The 19,750-nt window shown below is 61.2% G+C and carries 11 protein-coding genes and 2 pseudogenes; 8 read left to right on the forward strand and 5 right to left on the reverse strand.

Annotated features, from left to right (window positions below; all coding sequences use genetic code 11):
* Window positions 1-501: 501 nt before the first annotated feature.
* The 5 genes from RB548_RS29865 to RB548_RS29885 are packed head-to-tail and all read left to right on the forward strand — an operon-like array spanning window position 502 to window position 10,790.
* A complete protein-coding gene (locus RB548_RS29865; RefSeq protein ID WP_331376002.1) occupies window positions 502-5,661 on the forward strand; it encodes a DUF4082 domain-containing protein in 5,160 nt (1,719 codons plus the stop codon).
* Between the two features lie 8 nt (window positions 5,662-5,669).
* On the forward strand, window positions 5,670-6,896 hold the full coding sequence (locus tag RB548_RS29870) for a GTP-binding protein (protein WP_331376003.1): 1,227 nt from the start codon (window positions 5,670-5,672) through the stop codon (window positions 6,894-6,896).
* Window positions 6,897-6,921: 25 nt separating this feature from the next.
* Window positions 6,922-7,227 carry a hypothetical protein gene (locus RB548_RS29875; RefSeq protein WP_331376004.1) on the forward strand — a complete coding sequence of 102 codons (306 nt, stop codon included), beginning with the start codon at window positions 6,922-6,924 and terminating at the stop codon, window positions 7,225-7,227.
* A gap of 30 nt (window positions 7,228-7,257) precedes the next feature.
* Window positions 7,258-9,402 carry a peptidase domain-containing ABC transporter gene (locus RB548_RS29880; protein WP_331376005.1) on the forward strand — a complete coding sequence of 715 codons (2,145 nt, stop codon included), beginning with the start codon at window positions 7,258-7,260 and terminating at the stop codon, window positions 9,400-9,402.
* Window positions 9,399-10,790 (forward strand): HlyD family type I secretion periplasmic adaptor subunit, encoded by a 1,392-nt coding sequence (locus tag RB548_RS29885; protein WP_408642470.1) that lies wholly within the window; start codon window positions 9,399-9,401, stop codon window positions 10,788-10,790. Before RB548_RS29880 ends, RB548_RS29885 begins: the two co-directional genes overlap by 4 nt.
* 373 nt (window positions 10,791-11,163) lie before the next feature.
* On the opposite strand, the gene RB548_RS29890 is transcribed toward RB548_RS29885, so the two are convergent.
* Together RB548_RS29890 and RB548_RS29895 are read right to left on the reverse strand one after the other, a co-directional pair.
* Entirely contained in the window at window positions 11,164-11,961 is a 798-nt protein-coding gene (locus RB548_RS29890) for an inositol monophosphatase family protein (RefSeq protein WP_331376006.1), read from the reverse strand.
* Between the two features lie 68 nt (window positions 11,962-12,029).
* A complete protein-coding gene (locus RB548_RS29895) occupies window positions 12,030-12,893 on the reverse strand; it encodes a sulfatase-like hydrolase/transferase (protein ID WP_331376007.1) in 864 nt (287 codons plus the stop codon).
* Window positions 12,894-13,493: 600 nt separating this feature from the next.
* Here RB548_RS29895 and RB548_RS29900 point away from each other — a divergent pair.
* Together RB548_RS29900 and RB548_RS29905 are read left to right on the forward strand one after the other, a co-directional pair.
* A pseudogene (locus RB548_RS29900) lies at window positions 13,494-14,441 on the forward strand (GAF domain-containing protein); the annotation flags it as partial.
* A 53-nt stretch (window positions 14,442-14,494) separates the two neighbouring features.
* Window positions 14,495-15,085 (forward strand): annotated as a pseudogene (locus RB548_RS29905) (adenylate/guanylate cyclase domain-containing protein); the annotation flags it as partial.
* Between the two features lie 422 nt (window positions 15,086-15,507).
* Here the strand turns inward: RB548_RS29905 and RB548_RS29910 are convergent.
* On the reverse strand, window positions 15,508-17,322 hold the full coding sequence (locus tag RB548_RS29910; RefSeq protein WP_331376008.1) for an adenylate/guanylate cyclase domain-containing protein: 1,815 nt from the start codon (window positions 17,320-17,322) through the stop codon (window positions 15,508-15,510).
* Window positions 17,323-17,607: 285 nt separating this feature from the next.
* Between RB548_RS29910 and RB548_RS29915 the strand changes: the two genes are divergently transcribed.
* Entirely contained in the window at window positions 17,608-18,288 is a 681-nt protein-coding gene (locus tag RB548_RS29915) for a nucleotidyltransferase domain-containing protein (RefSeq protein WP_331376009.1), read from the forward strand.
* Between the two features lie 179 nt (window positions 18,289-18,467).
* On the opposite strand, the gene RB548_RS29920 is transcribed toward RB548_RS29915, so the two are convergent.
* Window positions 18,468-18,938 (reverse strand): hypothetical protein, encoded by a 471-nt coding sequence (locus RB548_RS29920; RefSeq protein ID WP_331376010.1) that lies wholly within the window; start codon window positions 18,936-18,938, stop codon window positions 18,468-18,470.
* 163 nt (window positions 18,939-19,101) lie between these two features.
* The gene (locus RB548_RS29925) at window positions 19,102-19,737 is read right to left on the reverse strand and encodes an adenylate/guanylate cyclase domain-containing protein (RefSeq protein WP_331376011.1); all 636 of its coding nucleotides are present in this window, start codon (window positions 19,735-19,737) and stop codon (window positions 19,102-19,104) included.
* Between the last annotated feature and the right edge of the window lie 13 nt (window positions 19,738-19,750).

The raw sequence follows: 19,750 nt of genomic DNA on the forward strand, positions 1-19,750 counted from the left end.
ACACGCGAGGCGTCGCAGGTCTCGCCTCCACTGAGAGAGCGTCGACGACAACAGGAGGCTGTGGCAGCGCTCGTTGACGGCTGATCGGGCCGATGGTCGGGAGCTGCCGCCGTAGACACGGTAACTATATCGGTGGAGGGAGTGCCTCTGCGGCTACCAACTATAGCAGAGGGTACACCACCGATTGGTGTCGTTCATTGAGAGCCAAAAGCTGGCAGGATCAGCTTTTGCAAACACTTAGGTCCATTCGATCGCGAAGGGCAATCGGGGCGGTGCGCGATGTTCAGGATGCATCTCAGAAACCATGAATATCTAACCGTATTCAGCGGTGCGAGCAGGGTCTACACGACATCCGCCGCGTATCATGCAAACTTGGATGTTGCGCCCGACATCTCCATAACTGTGGTACCCGGCATCAGCGTTGATGTCGAACGTGACGGTCCGTCGCGCCGACGGAAAAAGCGCGACACGGATTCTACACAGGATGCCGGTGGGCGTGAGATGCACCCGCAGGGTGCACTCAATGCACCACAGGACACCGGGCACATCCAGCCTCACCAAGACCGCGAGGGAGATGAAAGCCCGCAAGAGACCGGCGATGCGAACGAATTCTCGCAAGATGGCGGTGGACTGGGCGATTTTCCAAGGGACGACCATGATCCGAGCGAGTGTCGCCACGACGGCGACAGGCTCCGCAAAGATCGGCGCGACACCGGCCTCGGCGATGTCCCGCAAGACACAGGCGGCCTCGGTAAATTGCTTGGTGATAGTATCGCGACGGGCGTCGCAGTGGAGAAGTCGGTTTCCGGGACCGACGGTGGCATCTCGCAACCCTCGCCGACCCTCTACCCATCATGGACGGTGGGAGCGGTATCCAATGTGACAACGGGAGGATGGCTGGTGGGTGGCGGATCCAGCCTCTCGCCAAACACGTTGTCCAATGCGACCACGACCGCCCCTACGACGACGGCTCTCGCCGCGACGCCGAACAAGATCGTTCTCGAAAACATGAAGCAGGGAAACCCCATCAGCGAATGGGGCATCGTCGGCGACGGTGACGGCAATATTCAAGGTTTCGCGACGCAGATCAGCACCAATCTCGGGCAGACGGTCGATTTCAAGATCGCCACCGACTCGACCGATTATCGGATCGAAATCTATCGGTTGGGCTACTATAGCGGGGACGGCGCCCGCAAGGTGGCGACGATCGACGTGAACCTGGCACAGGCGCAAGTGCAGCCGCATCCGATCGTGGACATGTCGCGCGGGCTGATCGACTGCGGCAACTGGTCGGTTTCGGCAAGCTGGACGATCCCCGACGACATGGTGTCGGGCGTCTACATCGCAAAGCTCGTCCGCGAGGATGGAACCGCGGGCTCAAGCCATATCCCGTTCATCGTACGCGACGACAGCTCCACCAGCGACATAGTCTTCCAGACGTCCGATACGACCTGGCAGGCCTATAACGCCTGGGGCGGCGCGAGCTTGTATTATGGACAGGTGCCGGTCGACCCCAACGATATCATCGGCTACATGCCCCCCAACTGCAATTGCGGCCTGACTGCGATCGGTCGAGCTTCTGCCGTGAGTTATAATCGGCCCTTCATCACCAATACGAGCCCCGCCGGCGGCACCCACGACTTTATCTTCGGGGCTGAGCATTCGGCGATCCGCTGGCTTGAGCAGAACGGCTACGATGTCTCCTACATCTCCGGCGTCGATGCGTCGCGAAACGGCAGCCTAATACTCAATCATGAGGCCTTCCTTTCGGTCGGTCATGACGAATACTGGTCGGCCGAACAGCGGGGTAACGTCGAGGCCGCGCGGGACTCGGGCGTCGATCTCGCCTTCTGGAGCGGTAACGAATGCTACTGGAAGGTTCGATGGGAAACGAGCATCGACGGCAACGGCACGCCCTACCGAACGATGGTCTGTTACAAGGAGACCTGGGGCACCAGCACCGACCCAAGCGATACTGGCACGGGCACATGGCGCGATCCGCGTTTTGCGGATCCGGGACAGGAGCCGGAAAACTCGCTGACCGGCACCATGTTCACGGTCGACAGTTACCGTCAGGACACGATCACCATTCCCTATGACTATTCCAACCTGCGCTTTTGGCGCAACACGGATGTCGCGAACCTTCAGCCGGGGCAGACTTACTCCCTAGTCCAGAACCTGCTCGGATATGAGTGGGACTCCGACGTCGAAAACGGTTTCAGACCCAACGGATTGATCAACCTATCGCTGTCGACCGTGTCGGTGGACACCTACCTGCGCGACTACGGCACGTCCATCGGTTCTGCCGACGTCACGCACAGCCTGACCATGTACCGGGCGGATAGTGGCGCGCTCGTCTTCGGAGCTGGAACGGTTTTCTGGTCCTGGGGTCTCGATTCCAATCACGAAGGGGCAGCGACACCCACCGACCCGAATGTCCAGCAGGCGATGGTGAACATGTTCGCCGACATGGGCATTCAGCCCCAGACACTCGATGCCAGCCTGATCCTGGCGACGCAATCGACCGATCTGCTCAAGCCGACCTCGATGATCACCTCTCCAAATGTGGGGGCGACTTTCGTGGAAGGGCAGCGGGTCACGGTCACAGGCACGGCGCAGGATTTCGGCGGCGGCATCATAGCCGGCGTCGAGATCTCCACAGACGGCGGGTTGCATTGGTTCAAGGCGACTGGCAGGGAGAATTGGACATACAACTGGGTCGTACAGGCAAGCGGTACCTACACGATCATGTCGCGCGCTGTCGACGATAGCCTCAATCTCGAGACCCCGTCGACCGGCAAACAGGTCACCGTATCGCTGCCCTCGACGACGAGCCTATGGACGATGGCCGCGAAGCCCGCTGTCGAGACGGCGGTCGATCGGGATGGAGTGGAACTTGGTGTACGCTTCCAGACTACGACCAACGGCCTTGTAGAGGGGATTCGCTTCTACAAAGGGTTCTACAATGTCGGCCAACATGTTGTGAGTCTTTGGACCGCCGATGGCGCGCGTCTTGCCACCGGCGTGTCAACAGGAGAACCGATTTCGGGATGGCAGACTGTGACCTTCTCGAACCCTATCCAGATTACCGCAGGGACGACCTATGTCGCTTCCTATCACGCCGGTGGCTACTATTCGGTGAGCGATGGGTATTTCAATACCGCCTATTCTAACGGTCCCCTGAGGGTCGCTCCGGGCGGAGGCGTCTATGCCTACAGCTCGACTGCCGGGACCTTCCCAGGAAACAACGTCAACGGCGCCAACTATTGGGTGGACGTCGTCTTCAATGCAGGCCCGAATATTGTTCCGGTGGCCGTCGACGACAGTGGCTTTACAGTTTTCCGCGATGGAACCATGACCATACCGATTGCTGCTCTGGTCGCGAACGACACCGATGGCAATAACGATGCATTGACGATCACGGCTGTCGGCAATGCCGAGAACGGCACCGTAACGTTGGACACTCAGACGGGCCATGTCATCTTCAAGCCGACAGCCGGTTTTGTCGGCCCAGCGAGTTTCAGCTATACGATCGCCGACGGTCGCGGCGGAACGGATCAAGGCACCGTCAGCTTGACGGTCGAGGAGACCCCCGTCGGAGTATCGCTCTTCCAGCCGAACGAGGGACCGACGAGCGGTAGCTTTAACGACAACAGCGGCCTCGAACTCGGTATGAAATTCGTTGCTTCCAGCAGCGGCACGATTACCGGTATCCGCTTCTACAAGGCGTCCGGCGATATCGGTTCTCATACCGGTTCTCTCTGGACGGCAAGCGGCACGCTGCTGGGAACGGTGACCTTCACCAATGAATCGTTGAGCGGCTGGCAGACAGCCAAGTTCTCCAGCCCGATCCAGATCGCGGCGGGCACGACCTACGTCGCCTCCTACCACACGACGGGTACCTATGTGGCAAGCGCGAACTATTTTACGACCGCGCATACCAACGGTCCACTGACGGCCCCTTCGTCGACGACGAGCGGCGGCAACGGCGTCTATGCCTATAGCGCAGGGACGGTCTTCCCAACGTCCAGCTATCAGGCGTCGAACTACTGGGTCGACGTCGTCTTCGATTATGCGACGGGCAACATCGCACCGGTCGCCGCCAACGATAACGGGATTATTGTCTATCACGAAACGCCGTTGTGGATCGCCGCATCGACCGTGCTTGCCAATGATACCGATGCCAATGGCGACGTCCTCTCTATTACGGGTGTGAGCGGGGCGACGAACGGAACCGTGACCTTTGACGGCCAGGCCAACGCGCTCATCTTCACGCCAGCGGCCGGCTATAGCGGGCCAGCCAGCTTCTCCTACAGCGTATCGGACGGCCGCGGCGGGACATCATCGGCCACCGTAAATCTGACGGTGAAACCTCCCTCCACCGCGACCACTCTCTTTGCTTCATCCGATACGCCGAGCATCGCTGCAGTCAACGACCCGAGCTCGATCGAACTCGGTGTCAAATTCACGGCTTCCTCTCGCGGCACCATCGTTGGCCTGCGCTACTACAAGAGTGCGCAGGATACGGGTACGCATGTCGGCTCGCTTTGGAGTAGCACGGGCACGCTGCTTGCCTCCGCAACCTTTACGAACGAATCCCCCAGCGGCTGGCAGACGGTGACCTTCACTCAGCCGGTCAACATATCGGCTGGCACGACATACGTCGCGAGCTATCATTCCAATGGCTTCTATGCGGCAAGCCCGAACTACTTTACCAGCAGCCATTCGAACGGCGCTCTGACTGCGCCGTCGAGCGCATCGAGCAGCGGGAACGGCGTCTATGCCTATGGAACGGGCAGCCTCTTTCCAACGTCAAGCTTCAACGCGACCAACTACTGGGTCGACGTCCTCTACGACCAACCGACGCAGAACACGGCACCGGTGGCCAACAACGATTCGGGCTTTGTCGCGAGCAATAACAGCCCATACGCGATCCCGGCATCGGCCTTGCTTGCCAATGACAATGATCCGGACGGCGATCCGATATCCATCGCGGGTGTCGGCAATGCGGTCAACGGATCCGTGACTTTCGACAGCCAGTCGAACGCTATCACTTTCACTCCCACAAACGGCTATTCCGGCCCGGCAAGCTTCTCCTACACCATTGCAGACGGCCTGGGCCAGACCGCTTCGGCCCAGGTGTCGCTTGACGTCATTCAGCAAGGCAGCGACCAGAACGTATTCGCTGCAAATAGTACGCCCGCGGTCGCTTCCGTGAACGATCCGAATGCGGTCAATCTCGGCATGAAGTTCCAGGCAGATGTGGCCGGCTGGATCACCGGGTTCCGCTTCTACAAAGGAGCGGACAACACAGGCCCGCATACCGGCTACCTGTGGACATCGACCGGCACGTTGCTCGGAAGCGCCACCTTCACGAATGAAACCGCGAGCGGCTGGCAATCGGTCGATCTCGCCCAGCAGGTCGCGATCCAGCCGAATACGACCTACGTCGTCTCCTACAGCACCAACGGGTTCTATTCGGCGACCAGCAACTTCTTCGGTTCCGAGGTTACCAACAATAACCTGCATGCGCTGTCGTCGGCGCTGAGCGGCGGCAATGGCGTGTACCGGTATGGCGCAAGCGGGCTGTTCCCGACCAGCAGCTTCAACAGCACCAACTACTACGTGGATGTGGCTTTCAGGCCGCAACTGGCGGCGTAGAGATGGACATGGAGACTCGGACAACACGCGACGATCGACTGCCGGTGACGGTGCTGGCGGGTTTCCTCGGAGCAGGCAAGACGACGCTCCTGAACCATATTCTGCGCAACCGCGAGGGCTATCGCGTCGCCGTGATCGTCAATGACATGAGCGAGATCAGCATTGATGCGGACCTCGTTCGCGACGGAGGGGCCGACCTTTCGCGCACCGACGAGACGCTGGTCGAACTGACCAACGGATGCATATGCTGCACGCTTCGCGCGGACCTGCTTGCCGAGGTTCGCCGCCTGGCCACGGAAGGACGCTTCGACTACATGCTGATCGAGGGCACGGGTATTGCCGAGCCTTTGCCGATCGCCGCGACGTTCTCCTTCAGGGATGAAACAGGCGCAGCACTTTGTGACGTCGCCCGGCTCGATACGATGGTCTCGGTGGTCGATGCGGTGAACCTGCTCACCGACTACTCGAGCACGGATTTTCTCGCCGACCGCGGCGAGGCCCGCGACGAGGACGACACGCGCACCCTGATCGACCTTCTCGTCGAGCAGATCGAATTCGCCGATGTCGTGGTAATCAACAAGATCTCGGACGTGAGCGTCGAAACGCGAACGACGGTGCGCCGGATCATCGCGGCACTTAATCCGGATGCACGTGTCATCGAAACCGATTTCGGCCGCCTGCCGCTTGCCGCGGTCCTCGATACCGACCTTTTCAGCGAGGAGAAGTCGGCGCGACACCCGCTGTGGCACAAGGAACTCCATGGCTGGGGCGACCATGTCCCCGAGACCGAAGAATACGGGATCACGAGTTTCGTCTACCGGGCACGGCGTCCCTTCGATCCCGCGAAATTCCGGGATTTCCTCGCGAAAGAATGGACGGGCCTCATTCGCGCCAAGGGGCATTTCTGGCTGGCGACGCGCCCCGACTGGATCGGCCAGCTATCGATCGCGGGGACGCAATGCCGCACCGAGGCAAAGGGCGTTTGGTGGGCGTCGGTGCCGAAAGCGCACTGGCCCCGTTTTCCGCAATTCCGCGAATTGCTCGATCGGCATTGGAGCGCCGTCTGGGGCGATCGCCGGCAGGAACTCGTCTTCATCGGGGCGGGCCTTGCCGAGGCTGCGATCCGCGCCGCGCTCGACGACTGTCTGATCGGCGCGGAAACCGGCTTCGATCCGCAGCTTGCGCGCGGTCTGCGTGATCCGTTTCCACCATGGCAGCACGCGCCTGCCGCATGACCAGCTCAAAAGTAGGGAGTAGAAGATGAGCACGGAACTTTATGCAGACGGCATCGGCGAGATCACCGTCACCGGAACGATCGTCAGGATCGACCTGATGTCGCTCTCCGCCACCGAGCGGGATGAGAAGAACAACCCGAAGCCGGTGTTCCGGCAGCGGATCATCATGCCGGTAGATGCGTTCGCCAATGCGGTGGACCTCATGCAGAAGGCGCTTGCCGGCCTCGTCGAAGCGGGCGCGGTTCGGCGGATCGGCGATATCCAGAAACTTCCGACGGGCGACACCCAACAGGGGCAGATGGCGGCCAACGCGTCACCGAACTTCAATTGATCAAAGGCGCAGCTATTCCTGGGGCGGGTGATGAGTACCAATCCGCATACCAGTCTTCAGTGTCTGGTCCTTGTCGCCCGTCACCATGGCATCGACCTTTCGCCCGAACGGCTGCTGCATGACTACGCATTAGCGGACCAGCCAGTCGCGACCCGGCAGCTCCTGCGCATGGCGAAGGATGCCGGCTTGCGTGCCCGGCACGTGCATCTCACCTGGCGGTCGCTCTTTCAGATGGGCGGCGCCTATCCCGCGCTTGCCGAACTCGAGAACGGCAATTGGGTCGTCATCGCCGGCGTTGCGACCGACAGCGAGGAAGAGGCGATCCGGATTCTCGATCCGCTGGCGGCGCGGCCCGAATTCATCGTCCTCAATGAAAGCCAGTTTTCCAAGGCGTGGCGCGGCTCCGCGGTCCTCCTGAAGCGCAACTACCGTCTCGGCGACGATGACCAGCCGTTCGGCTTTCGCTGGTTCTTGCCGGAGATCATACGCCAACGCGGGCTTTTCCGGGACGTCGCGCTGGCAGCCATCGCCCTTTACGGACTTGGCCTCACCACGCCGATCTTTTTCCAGCTCGTCATCGACAAGGTGCTGGTGCACCAGAGCTACGCAACGCTGACGGTTCTCACCATCGGCATCGCGGTTGCACTGGTCTTCGATGCCGCCTTCTCCTTTCTGCGGCGCTATCTCCTGCTCTACGCGACCAACAAGATCGATATCAGGATAGCGACGCGCACCTTCGGGCATCTCCTGAACCTGCCGATCGCGCTCTTCGAACAGGCGTCCGCCGGTGTCCTCGTGAAGCACATGCAGCAGACCGGGCGCATTCGCGAATTTCTGACCGGCAGGCTCTTTCTCACCCTGCTCGACGGGCTTTCGCTCCTGGTGTTCGTGCCGATCCTCGCCCTCTACAGCGTCAAGCTCACCTTCGTGGTGCTTGGCTTTGCCGCGCTGGTGGGCCTCGTGGTCATGATGCTGGTGGGGCCATTCCAGCAACGGCTCCAGGCTCTCTACCAGGCTGAGGGCGACCGACAGGCGATGCTCGTGGAGACGGTCCACGGCATGCGCACGGTCAAGTCGCTGGCGCTCGAGCCGCGTCAGCGCCGGGTGTGGGACGACCATTCGGCCCGGTCGATCTCCGTGCGCTTCCGGGTCGAGAAGATTTCGACATTCGCGCAGGCCATAACGGGGCTCCTGGAAAAACTGATGAGCGTCGCGATCGTCGGACTGGGCGCATTGGACGTTTTCAGCGGGTCCATGACAATCGGCGCGCTCGTCGCATTCAACATGCTGGCCGGCCGGGTTTCCGGGCCGCTCGTCCAGATCGTCACCATGATCCATGAATATCAGGAGGTAGCGCTTTCCGTGCGCATGCTCGGCGAGATCATGAACCAGCGCCCGGAACAATTCGGGCGCGGACGCGGGCTCAGGCCCGACCTGAAGGGACTGATCGAGTTCGACAGGGTGACTTTCCGATACGGGCCCGACGGCGCCCCTGCACTCGACGATGTCTCCTTCACGGTTCCCGCAGGCTCCGTCTTCGGCATCGTCGGCAAGAGCGGCTCGGGAAAGACGACCGTCACCCGGCTCATCCAGGGCCTCTATCAGAACCAGCAGGGGCTCGTGCGCATAGACGGCCACGACAGCCGGGAGATCGATCTCGTTCACCTGAGAAAGAGCATCGGCGTCGTGTTGCAGGACAATTTCCTGTTCCGGGGAACGGTTCGCGAAAACATCGCAGCGGCAAGGACGGATGCGAGCATCGAGGAGATCGCCGCCGCCGCACGCATTGCCGGCGCCGAGGAGTTCATCGAGCGACTGCCGCGCGGCTTCGAAACCCTGCTCGAGGAAAATGCCTCCAATCTCTCCGGTGGCCAGAAGCAGCGCCTTGCCATCGCCCGCGCGTTGATCACCGATCCCAGATTGCTCATTCTCGACGAGGCGACGAGTGCTCTCGACCCCGACAGCGAGGCGATCGTCAGGCAGAACCTCTCCAAGATCGCCGAGGGGCGCACGGTCATCATCGTCTCGCATCGTCTGTCCACCCTCGTCGATGCCGATGCGATCCTCGTCATCGAGCGCGGCAAGATCGCCGACATCGGCCGTCACGACCAGCTCGTTTCACGCTGCATGACCTATCGCCACCTCTGGTCGCAGCAGACAAGGCAGTCCGCATGAGCGCGCGCAACCCGCACTCCCCAAATGTCGTCTCCGACGGCGACCTCATGGGAAGACGCCCGCTGCCACCCGTCATTGCGGAGTTTCAGTCCGACGCGGTGGAACTGGAGGAACGCGCGCCGCCGAAGATCGCTCGGCTGACGCTCTACGGCGTTGCGGCCCTTATTGCCGCCGCGGTACTGTGGGCCTCGATCTCATTGATCGACGAAGTCGTCGTTGCTCCCGGCAAGCTGGTGACGACCCGGCCGACCATCATCCTGCAACCGCTGGAGACCTCCATCGTTCGTTCGATCGATGTGACGACCGGAGAGGTGGTTCGCGAGGGCCAAGCGCTCGTGATGCTTGATGCGACATTCAGCCAGTCGGACTTCGACCAGCAGCGGGTAAAACTCGCGGCATTCGATGCGCAGATAAAGCGCATCGAAGCGGAACTCGACTACGCCGATTATTCCTTGATCGCGGGCAATTCACCCGAGGAACGGCTGCAACTGCGGCTCTTTGGTCAGCGGCGCGCATTTTATGTCGCTCAACTTCAGAATTTCGAGCAGCAGATCGCCGGACAGCGCGCCGCAATCGAGGCCGGCAAGAACCAGGAGATTATCCTGCTCGACCGGCGCGAGAGCCTCACGCGGATCGAGAACGCACGCGAGACGCTCTACAAAAAGGAGAAAGGTTCGCTCATCAATTTCCTCAGCTCGCGCGATGCGCGTCTCGACGTCGATGCCAATCTGTCGCAGCTGCGCGGCAAGTCAGCCGAAGGCGAACATGCCCTGGCAAGGCTCAGAGCCGATCGGCAGGCGTTCATCGAGGACTTCCGTCGCACATCGACGGAGCAGCTCGTAGAGTTGCGCGGCCAGCGCGATACGGCGAGCACGGAATTGAACAAGATGGAGTTGCGCCGGGAAATGGTGGCCTTGACGGCGCCCGCCGACGCGGTCGTTCTCGATCTTGCGCAACGCTCGGTCGGCTCCGTCGTGCGCGAGGCGGAACCGATCGTCACGCTCGTGCCGCTCAACGTGCCCCTGGAAGCCGAGGTCGAGATCAATTCCCGCGATATCGGTCGTGTGACGGTCAACGAGGAGGTCCGCATCAAATTCGATGCCTATCCATTCCAGAAATACGGCACCGCATCCGGTTCGATCCGCACCATCAGCCGCGACGCCTTCACCCCGAACCAGCAGGAGGCGGCAACGGGCCAGGCAGCCGCGCCCTTCTTCAAAGCGCGCGTTTCGCTTGGCGACAGCGAGCTCCGTGCACCGCCTGGGACCGTGCGCCTTCTGCCCGGCATGACGGTGTCTGCTGAGGTCAAGGTCGGGCGACGAACCGTTATTTCCTACTTCCTCTATCCGCTGCTGCGAGGGCTCGACGACGCGATCCGCGAGCCTTGACCACGGCTTGTGTCGACAAAGAACCGCTTCGCGACACCGAAGAAGCGTGCGCGATGCAAGAATGGCGGCCATGGCGGATCGCCCGCGCTGAGACCCTGCAAATGGGGAAGCGCGTATCTCGCACGATTGTATGAGCCGCACCAGTCGTTCACCGGTTCGAAGCATCAGCACGATTTAGGGAGCGAAAACTGAGAGAGCTGTCGGAGCTCTGCGCGAAGTTTCCGACATGCATCGTCTTAGCGGAGAGCCGCGCGTCGCTGCCCGAGGAATTGGTCGTCACTGCCGACGCCCTCATCGAGGTCCCAAAGCCGGAAGCTCGACATCTCCAGACCGCGCGAAAGCTGCTCGGCAGAAAGCCGCTGCCCTGAGGTGGTCAGTGACTGTGGATCGCCACCAAGTCAGCATAGGCCGTTGGATTGCTCGCTAGCACTGGGTGGCCCTTAAACAAGGCTTCGCGCTCTGTCGGAAAGGACAGATAGTCGCCACCGGCCTCCTTGACGAGGCAGTAACCAGCCATGCAGTCCCAAGCGTGCATGTGCGGCTCGTAATAGCCGACGAGACGGCCGGCGGCGACATAGGCCAGCATCAGCGCACCGGAGCCATTGCGAATGAAGTTGCCGCCAATGCCGAGCAGAGCGGCGATGATCTGACCCACCCGCTCCGGCTCGACATAGGTGTTGCAGCCGATGCCGGTCATACCGTTCTGGATCGTGCGAGACGGATCGAGGTTCAACTTTATCCCATTGAGGCTGGCACCCTTGCCAGCGGCCGAGGCATAGAGTTCTCCATCACAGGGCACATGGATCACGCCGACCACCGGCAGGCCGCCATGCAGCACGGCGATCGACACGCACCACGTCGACATGCCATTGATGAACGGCGCGGTACCGTCGATCGGGTCCACAACCCAAGTATAGCCCGAGGCGTCCTCCACGTAGCCAAATTCCTCGCCCAGGAACCCGTCGTCTGGAAGTTCGGCGGCGACGCGCTCCCGAATCAGCACCTCGACATTACGGTCGGCGATCGAGACAACATCCTGTAGGTCGCGCTTGGTCTCGATCACCAGGGTGTCGCGCTTGTTGAAGTAGTCGAGCGCGAGCGCCCCCGCCTCCTCGGCAACTGATTTCGCTAGGGCAAAACGCCGATCGAGACCCTCTTCATGCATGCTCATGGTTTTTCCTTTTCATAATGAGAGAAGATACGTCGCGATCGGCGCACACTGTCGGAAAGGCAACTCACTTAGCTTTCAATAGCAATACGGGTGTAAGCTTCCGGCGGAGCATCGTTGGCGCGCATGAGATCCTGCAGGAGGCGCGTCATTGCGTGCTCGATATCCGGCAAGATAAGGGGTGTATTCTGCCCTGGATCGTCAGCGAGATCATAGAGCCGGGTTTCACTCTCAAGGAGCGCGCCGGGACCGTAGTTGTCGAACATTGGCGACCGGTCGATCACCGGTATCTTGAGAACCGGCGCGCCCTTGGTGAAGGGCATCGGATGCGCAAGCGAGGCTCCGGCGAGTTCCTCAGGCGTGAACGGCTCCCAGATATGCGTTGGCATCAGTGTATATTGGTAAAGCTCCTGCGACCTAGGGTCGGGCGGGAAGCGGTGATAGGTATAGCGTCCGTCCGTCACATTGATCGCACCGCCGAAATAGCCGAACAGAGCACCATGCCGCAGCTTGCGATCGGCGTCGAGCAGCGGCAGGAGCGAATGCCCCTGCATCTCGGGAGCGGCCGGCACGTCGAACAGATCGAGGAACGTCGGCGCGAGATCGATGGTCTGGGTCAGGGCCGACCGCCGGACGCCGGCGCCTGCCGGCCGGCGCGGATCGTGCACGAAGAGCGGAACGTGCACGATCTCCTCGTACATGTTCATGCGGTTCTTCGCCCAGAAATCGTGCTCGCCGAGAAGAAAGCCGTGATCGGTGGTGACGACGAGCGCGGTGTCGCGCCAAAGGTCGTGCGCATCGAAATAATCAAGAAGCTGGCCGATGAGGAAATCGCAAAGCGCGACGACGGCGTATGGGGTACAAAATCTTCCGTTGCGATGTGACCGGGAGCTAAGATGACGCGGGGACAACCGGGCCGCAGAATTTGCGTACAAATGTCTGCAATTGCGCTATTAAGCCCGTCGGCGGAACGACGCCGAATGGCTGTTTCCCACCCACCTGTGCCGCTGACGGCGACACCTGGAAGGACCGGATTGGCGTCCGAGCCGCCCTTCGCCGCAGGTGACCTGGGTGACTGTCTTGCGCCCCATTTCGGACTTACACGGTCTTGGATGCACGCCTGAAAGCGGACGCTATGGTTTTAGATTTCCAAGGTCAGCAAGGCGGACTTTCAAGACGTTCGGATTGGCGGCTGGTAGGGACGAGTTCGACCCGACTGCGACGTAATCTGAACCGGAAGGATCGACCCGTTGCTGCCATTCCCTATAACGCTGGGAATTTCCGGTGCGGGCCGTTCTGCGGCGATGGGAACGGGAATTTGAAAAGATCGACACTCTGCGGACTTTCGTTCGGCCGCCCGAGCGGGATGCCAGCAATTGCGTCTGCAGGCTCAGACGCGCATGGCTGTGCGGTCACCTCGTCACAACTGATCAGATGGAGTATCCTAGCCAGTCTGGCAGGCATACCGGCCATGGGATTGGATGTGGGGCGCACCCCGTGGTGGAGGACGGTAGCACTCGACGCAAACTGATTGCATGGGGGATACTGCAGTGGAGGGGCGCGAGGCGGATGATTCAAGCGTCAGTCTCAGACAACAGGTCGAACTGCTGAAGCGCGAGCTTGCCGAGGCGATTGAACGGCAGGCGGCGACGAGCGAAATCCTGCGTGTGATCTCAACCTCACCCGACGACGTGCAACCGGTGTTCGACGCAATAGCGGAGAGCGCAGCAAGGCTCTGCGCGGCAGAATTCTGTTTCGTATTTTGGTTCGACGGAGCGTTGCTGCATCCGGCTGCTTATCACGGCATTTCGCGCGAGGGCATCGAAGCCGTACGTGCCAAGTTTCCGCAGCAACCAAATAGAGGCAATGTCACGGGCCGAGCCTTTATCGGCGGCGTCGTCGAACAGATCCCCGACGTCTTTACCGACCCCGATTATCAGATGCTCCCGCTCGCCAAAATCGTGGCATACCGCAGCGCCATTGGCGTGCCGCTCTTGTGGAAGGGACGTCCGATCGGATCGATCGCCGTCACTCGGCGCGAGGTCGGCTTCTTTCCAGAGCGGCAGGTCGAGCTCCTACGAACATTCGCCGATCAGGCGGTGATAGCCATCGAGAATGTCCGGCTGTTCGACGAAGCGAAAGCGCACAACCGAGACCTCACCGAGGCGCTCGAACAGCAGACGGCGACGAGCGAAATACTTCGCGTCATCTCGACCTCACCGACCGATGCGCAGCCCGTGTTCGACACGATCGCGCAGCGTGCCGCCCGGCTTTGCGGCGCGCAATTCTGCCACGTGTTTCGCTATGATGGCGAACTGTTGCATTTCGTGGCGCATCACCGGCTGGAACCCGAGGGCGCGATGCTTCCATCCCCACCCGGTCGAGGCAGTGCGGCCGGGCGTTCAATCCTCAGCCGATCGGTGGAACAGATAGAGGACCGGCTCGTCGATCCAGAATACGAGGCCCACCCCGCCCTTAGCGCACAATCCTCGAACTACCGGAGCCTGGTGGCCGTACCTATCTTGCGCGGCGGTGCGACGCACTCCACATACTGTTCGGCGCACCGGTCGATCAGCCGGACCATGCCAGTCGCGCGATCGCCTGTTCATTCGCACTTGACGCCTTCGCTCGGTCTTTCCGTGAACACTGGTGCGGGAACGGAATAGCCCTTGGCCATACCCGGATTGGTGCGCATGCCGGCACGGCTGTGGTCGGCAACTTCGGCGGAGGAAAGTTCTTCGACTACAGCGCCTACGGCGACACCATCAACGTTGCCGCGCGCCTGGAAGCGGCCAACAAGTCGCTTGGCACACGCATTTGCGTCAGTGGCAGCCTCGCAGCAAACATGCAGGGATTCTGCGGTCGCCCTGTTGGCGACCTCCTGCTCAGAGGCAGGGCGGAGCCGATCCGCGCTTTCGAGCCGCTTGAGGCCGAAAGCTATGCCAGCGGCGCAACGCAGGCGTACATGGCGGCCTTCAAAGAGCTGGAGGCCGGCGATCCTCGTGCCGTGGCTTCATTCGCTGCGCTGGTTGGTCGCAATCCCGAGGACCCGCTCGCTGGCTTTCACCTGAAGCGACTGATGAACGGCGAATTCAGCACAACCATCAACCTCAGGAATTTCCACTGATCGTCTAGCCCTTCGGATCCGGTCGGGAGCGGTTGGAAGGACCAGACCCTCCTGCTCCACGCCGAGCATCTGCTGCTGGACGGACGAAGCTCCCTCGGTGCTACGAAGGTGATGACGCTGAAAGGGCCCTGAGCGAAAGGCGAGACGGGGGACCACGCTTCGACCGACGCCGTTCGAGCGCATCCGATACCTTTCCCCATGTGGGACGGACGCAGTTGGATCGATGCCTCCAAGCAGCAGTCCGCCATCGTCCTGCCCCGGAACCTGGATGCGCGCAATGCCAATGTCCGCAAGTGGCGCGGAAGCTGCGCTACGGCATCTGCGCATTGGACTTCGGCTTTCCACCCCTTGCAGCCGTTCCTTCGGAGAAGTTGAAGGGGAGACCTGACCCGAAACCGACTTTTGCGAAGGCAGCCCTCCAACTACTTCTCGGGTAAGCCAGCCTGCCGCAGACCTTCCAGAGCCTGCCTGAAAAACCGCGGCACCTGGCTCGTCGGAGCGACACTCTTGAACTGTTCGATCGATGCGTTGGGTTGACCGGCTAATAGCTCTCGTACCGCTCGCCGGGCGGTCTTCGAATCGCCGGCGATCGCAGACGAATAGGCAAGGATTCGGTAGGCCCACGTGACCCTTGGGTTCTGGTCGATGACTTCGCGCGCCAGACGTGCCGCTCCGGCCCAGTCACCGCCCATTGCCAACGCCTGCGCAATGCCAAGCCTGCTGTTGAATGCCAGTGGATCAAAGGGACTGAGCGTGAGGGCCCGCTCAAATCGTTCCCTCGCGCGAACGGGTTCATCGCGGTAGTTCGCAACCCACCCGTATCGCGCCCAAGCCCACGCGTTGTTCGGATCGAGTGCCAGCGCCCTTTCGATATAGGCCGCCGCCCGGACCTGGTCGAAAAGTAGGCTCAGTGCAGCTCCGGCGGCGGTCAGAGCAGTCGGATCATCATCGATCGAAGCTGACGCGGCTTTGACAGCTTTCAGCGCGCACGCCCGGTCATGCTCAACATCGGACGACCAGATGTACACGACCTCCTGGGCATGACACCAAGCCAACAGCGCATGCGCACGCCCATACCCTTCATCGAGGGCGATCGCCTGCCGGAGAATCGAGATAGCCTCCTTGTTGTCCTTGGCATTGTGGCCCCAAAGCTTGGGGTATGCGCGAAGCACCTGGTCATAGGCCCGGAGACTGCTTGGCGGCTTGCGCGTCGACAACTCTATCTCGGCACTGCGAATGGCTGGATGGATAGCGCCGGCGACGTGGGCCGCGATACGATCCTGGAACTCGAAGATGTCCTTGGTCGCGCCCTCGTAGCGGTCGGACCAGAGCTGGGACCGCGTCTCGGCGTCGACCAGTTGGACCGAAATGCGCAGCCGATCCCCGCCGCGCCGCACGGTACCCTCGACGACGTAGGTCACGCCGAGTTCTCTGCCGACGTCGCGAACGTCGACGAAACGGCCCTTGTAGGTGAACGCGGATTGGCGGGCGATCACGAAGAACTCGCGTACGCGCGACAAGGTGGAGGTGATCTCCTCCACCACCCCGTCCACGAAATACTCGTCGCCGCTGCCGCTCAGGTTGTCGAACGGCATGATGACGACCGACGGCTGATCTTTGTCGCGGCGGGCAGCCGAAATGGCCGCTGGCATGGCTTTTCCCGAAGCCGGCGCTGCAGGCATCGCCGCAATGGTCGCGGCGCTCATGGCAAAAACGCCGATCGGCCGGTCGATGTTCTTCACTCTCTGCTCTCCGAGATCGGTGAGTGAAAGTTGCAGCTTGTCCTGGATGTGGTCTCGCACCGTGCGGGCGAGACAAATGCCGCCCGGCTCCGAGAGCGCCTCCAGACGGGCCGCGACATTGACGCCGTCGCCATAGAGGTCGCCGGCTTCGACGATCATGTCACCCAAGTTGACGCCTATGCGGAACTCGATCCGCTTCTCCGGCGCTACTTCGGCATTACGTGCGACCATGCCCCCCTGGATATCGAGGGCGCAACGCACCGCCTCGACAATACTGGGAAATTCGACCAGCATCCCGTCACCTGTGAGTTTCACGATCCGGCCGCGGTGCTCGGCGACGGTGCGGTCGATCAACTCGCGCCGATGCGCCTGGAGGCGCGCGAGCGTGCCCTCCTCGTCAGCACCCATGAGGCGGGAATAGCCAGCGACATCAGCCACAAGAATTGCAGCCAATCTACGCTCGACCATTTGCCGGTCGCTGGCACCCGTTGGCATCACTCCGGCCCCTCGATAGCGCGCAGCGAAACCCTAACACATCCTGTCACGCTCCGCATGTCTGCTGAGTGATCGCCCGGATGGAGTAAGGAGCATTTCATCAAGGGGTACCTGCAGGCGGGACTTCGATAACCTCGCGCCTCGGCGACCACCAGAGCCGAGATCCTGCTACCAGACTTCGGGCCGCCTTACCTGCGTTCGCTCAGATAACTGAACTTTTGTCCTTTTATTTGGACATACGTCCTGATATGTGATGCTGAAATTTGCTCTCAAGGTGATCTCCCAATGGCGCGCCCGACCCCAGATAGTTCGCTCCGACACCCCCTGAACTCGGTCTTGGGGGCGGAGTCGAATGTACGTCTCCTGCGGGAACTCTGCCTGCATGGAGGATACATTTCAGCCCCGCAACTTACCGGGAGGACCGGACTGGTCAGGAACAGCACCTGGAATGCGCTGAAGAGCCTGCGGCAGTATGGTCTCGTAGTCGAGGAAGGCACGGACAGGTCGCGCTTGTTCCGAATCAACTGGGAGCATCCTCTGGCTGATCTGATCGGCCAGCTCTTCAGGGCGGAAAGCGAAAGGCTTCACAACATCTTCGAAGAGATAAAGGCCGGCGGCAAAAAGCTGAACGATCGTATTGCCAGCATGTGGCTGTACGGAAGCGTCGCCCGTCGAGAAGACCGCGCCGACAGCGACGTCGATATCGGTTTGATCGCAAGACCGGACGATCTGGCGGAGGTCGTGGAGGCAGTTCGAGAACTCCTCCGGGAGGCGGGGGAGCGTCTTTTCTTCCTGCCGAATGTTGTCGGGCTCGACTTTGACGATGTCGAGAGAATGGCTCGCGATGACGATCCATGGTGGAAAAGTTGCATTGGAGATGCGGTTGTTCTGTCAGGGAAGCGTCCGGAAGATGTGGCGAAGGAGCTATTGAGAAGGAGCGGCGATGGTCAGAAAAGGGCCGAGTAAGAAGCGCGACGAAACGTTCGTCAGGGGGAGGCTCGTCATAGCCAGAGGCTTTTTGAAGGATGCGAGAAACAGTAACGCCGTGGCGGATCCTGGCGACATAGGCAATCCGTCCATGTCGACGATCATCAATTGCGCCATCCCATTCACCGACGTCATCACCGCCAAGTACATCGGCGAGACTAACAAGGATGATCACCAGGCAGTGGTGAAGCTGCTCCGGCGTAAAGGTGCGCGTAGGCCATCGCCGCCGCGGCGTAGGCGCGTCCATAGGCGGGGTCGAGCGCAGTCGCCTGCTCGTAATAAGGCACGGCCTTGACGGAATCCTCGGGCGTCATGCGCCGATAGTGCTCCCAGCCGCGCAGGAACGCATCGAAAGCCGCCGGGACCGTCGTTTCCTTGCGACCAAGGGCCATCTGCTCGTCGGGTTGCAATCGAAGCGCCAGCGCATCGGCAATGCCGCCTGTCACCTCGTCCTGCAGCGCAAAGGCATCGGCGAGCGTACCGTCGAACTTTCCAGCCCATACGTGTCCTCCGCTGAATGAGTCGATGAGCTGGGCATTGATGCGGAGTTGCTCTCCGGCGCGCTGCACACTGCCTTCGAGGACATATCTAACACCAAGCTCCTCCGACACTTGCTGCGGCGACACCACCTTGCCCTTGTAGGTGAAGGTCGAGTTGCGCGATGACGAACAAACCGGATATCTGCGCCAGCTCCGTGACGAGGGCGTCGGTCATGCCATCCGCGAAATACTCCTGTTTTGGATAGTCGGTTACATTGGCAAATGGAAGCACTGCGATCGATGGCCGGCAGAGTCAGGTCCGCGCGGGGAATCGAGGACGGTTCGGCGACCCGCTCCCATGGCCGCCACCAGGTCGCAGCGGCAGCGATCCCCAGCGTGTTGCGCGACCTCCCGCGACGCCTGTGTTCTCGCTGTGAGCTACATCCAGCAAAAGGCGGTAGGTCCGCACCGGCTGGTCGATATGCTTCAGACGCTTTTCGCCGAGGAAGACAAGGCCGACATCGAGGCGCTTCTCAACCTGATCGTATGCCGTGCCCGAGATCACTATCCCGCCCGGTTCGGCCAGGCCCTGCAGACGATCGGCGATGATGACTCCGTTGCCATGGATGTCGTCGCCCTCGACGATCACGTCGCCCAGATTGATGCCGATCCGGAACTCAAGCCGATGTCCATCGGCGCCGCGGTCCGCGGACTTCGCACGCTGCACCTCCACCGCACAACGAACTCCCTCAACGACACTGTGGAACTCGACGAGAAGCCCGTCGCCCATGGTCTTGACTAAACGCCGGACGTGCGCCGCGATCCTTTGTTCGAACAGCTCGTGCAGATCGGCCTGAAAGTGCACACGCGTGCCTTCCGCGTCGGCTTGGCTGAACAGGCCATAACCGACAACGTCGGCAATCATGACGGCGGCAAGCCTGCGCTCCATTTGCCCTTCCGAA

This window comes from Sinorhizobium chiapasense (assembly GCF_036488675.1).
Lineage (GTDB): Bacteria > Pseudomonadota > Alphaproteobacteria > Rhizobiales > Rhizobiaceae > Sinorhizobium > Sinorhizobium chiapasense.

Bases quoted from the DNA above. Each gene is read 5' to 3' on its own strand.
- RB548_RS29865 (WP_331376002.1), top strand. From the start codon at position 502: ATGCACCCGCAGGGTGCACTCAATGCACCACAGGACACCGGGCACATC.
- RB548_RS29870 (WP_331376003.1), top strand. From the start codon at position 5,670: ATGGAGACTCGGACAACACGCGACGATCGACTGCCGGTGACGGTGCTG.
- RB548_RS29875 (WP_331376004.1), top strand. From the start codon at position 6,922: ATGAGCACGGAACTTTATGCAGACGGCATCGGCGAGATCACCGTCACC.
- RB548_RS29880 (WP_331376005.1), top strand. From the start codon at position 7,258: ATGAGTACCAATCCGCATACCAGTCTTCAGTGTCTGGTCCTTGTCGCC.
- RB548_RS29885 (WP_408642470.1), top strand. From the start codon at position 9,399: ATGAGCGCGCGCAACCCGCACTCCCCAAATGTCGTCTCCGACGGCGAC.
- RB548_RS29890 (WP_331376006.1), bottom strand. From the start codon at position 11,961: ATGAGCATGCATGAAGAGGGTCTCGATCGGCGTTTTGCCCTAGCGAAA.
- RB548_RS29910 (WP_331376008.1), bottom strand. From the start codon at position 17,322: ATGCCAACGGGTGCCAGCGACCGGCAAATGGTCGAGCGTAGATTGGCT.
- RB548_RS29915 (WP_331376009.1), top strand. From the start codon at position 17,608: ATGGCGCGCCCGACCCCAGATAGTTCGCTCCGACACCCCCTGAACTCG.
- RB548_RS29925 (WP_331376011.1), bottom strand. From the start codon at position 19,737: ATGGAGCGCAGGCTTGCCGCCGTCATGATTGCCGACGTTGTCGGTTAT.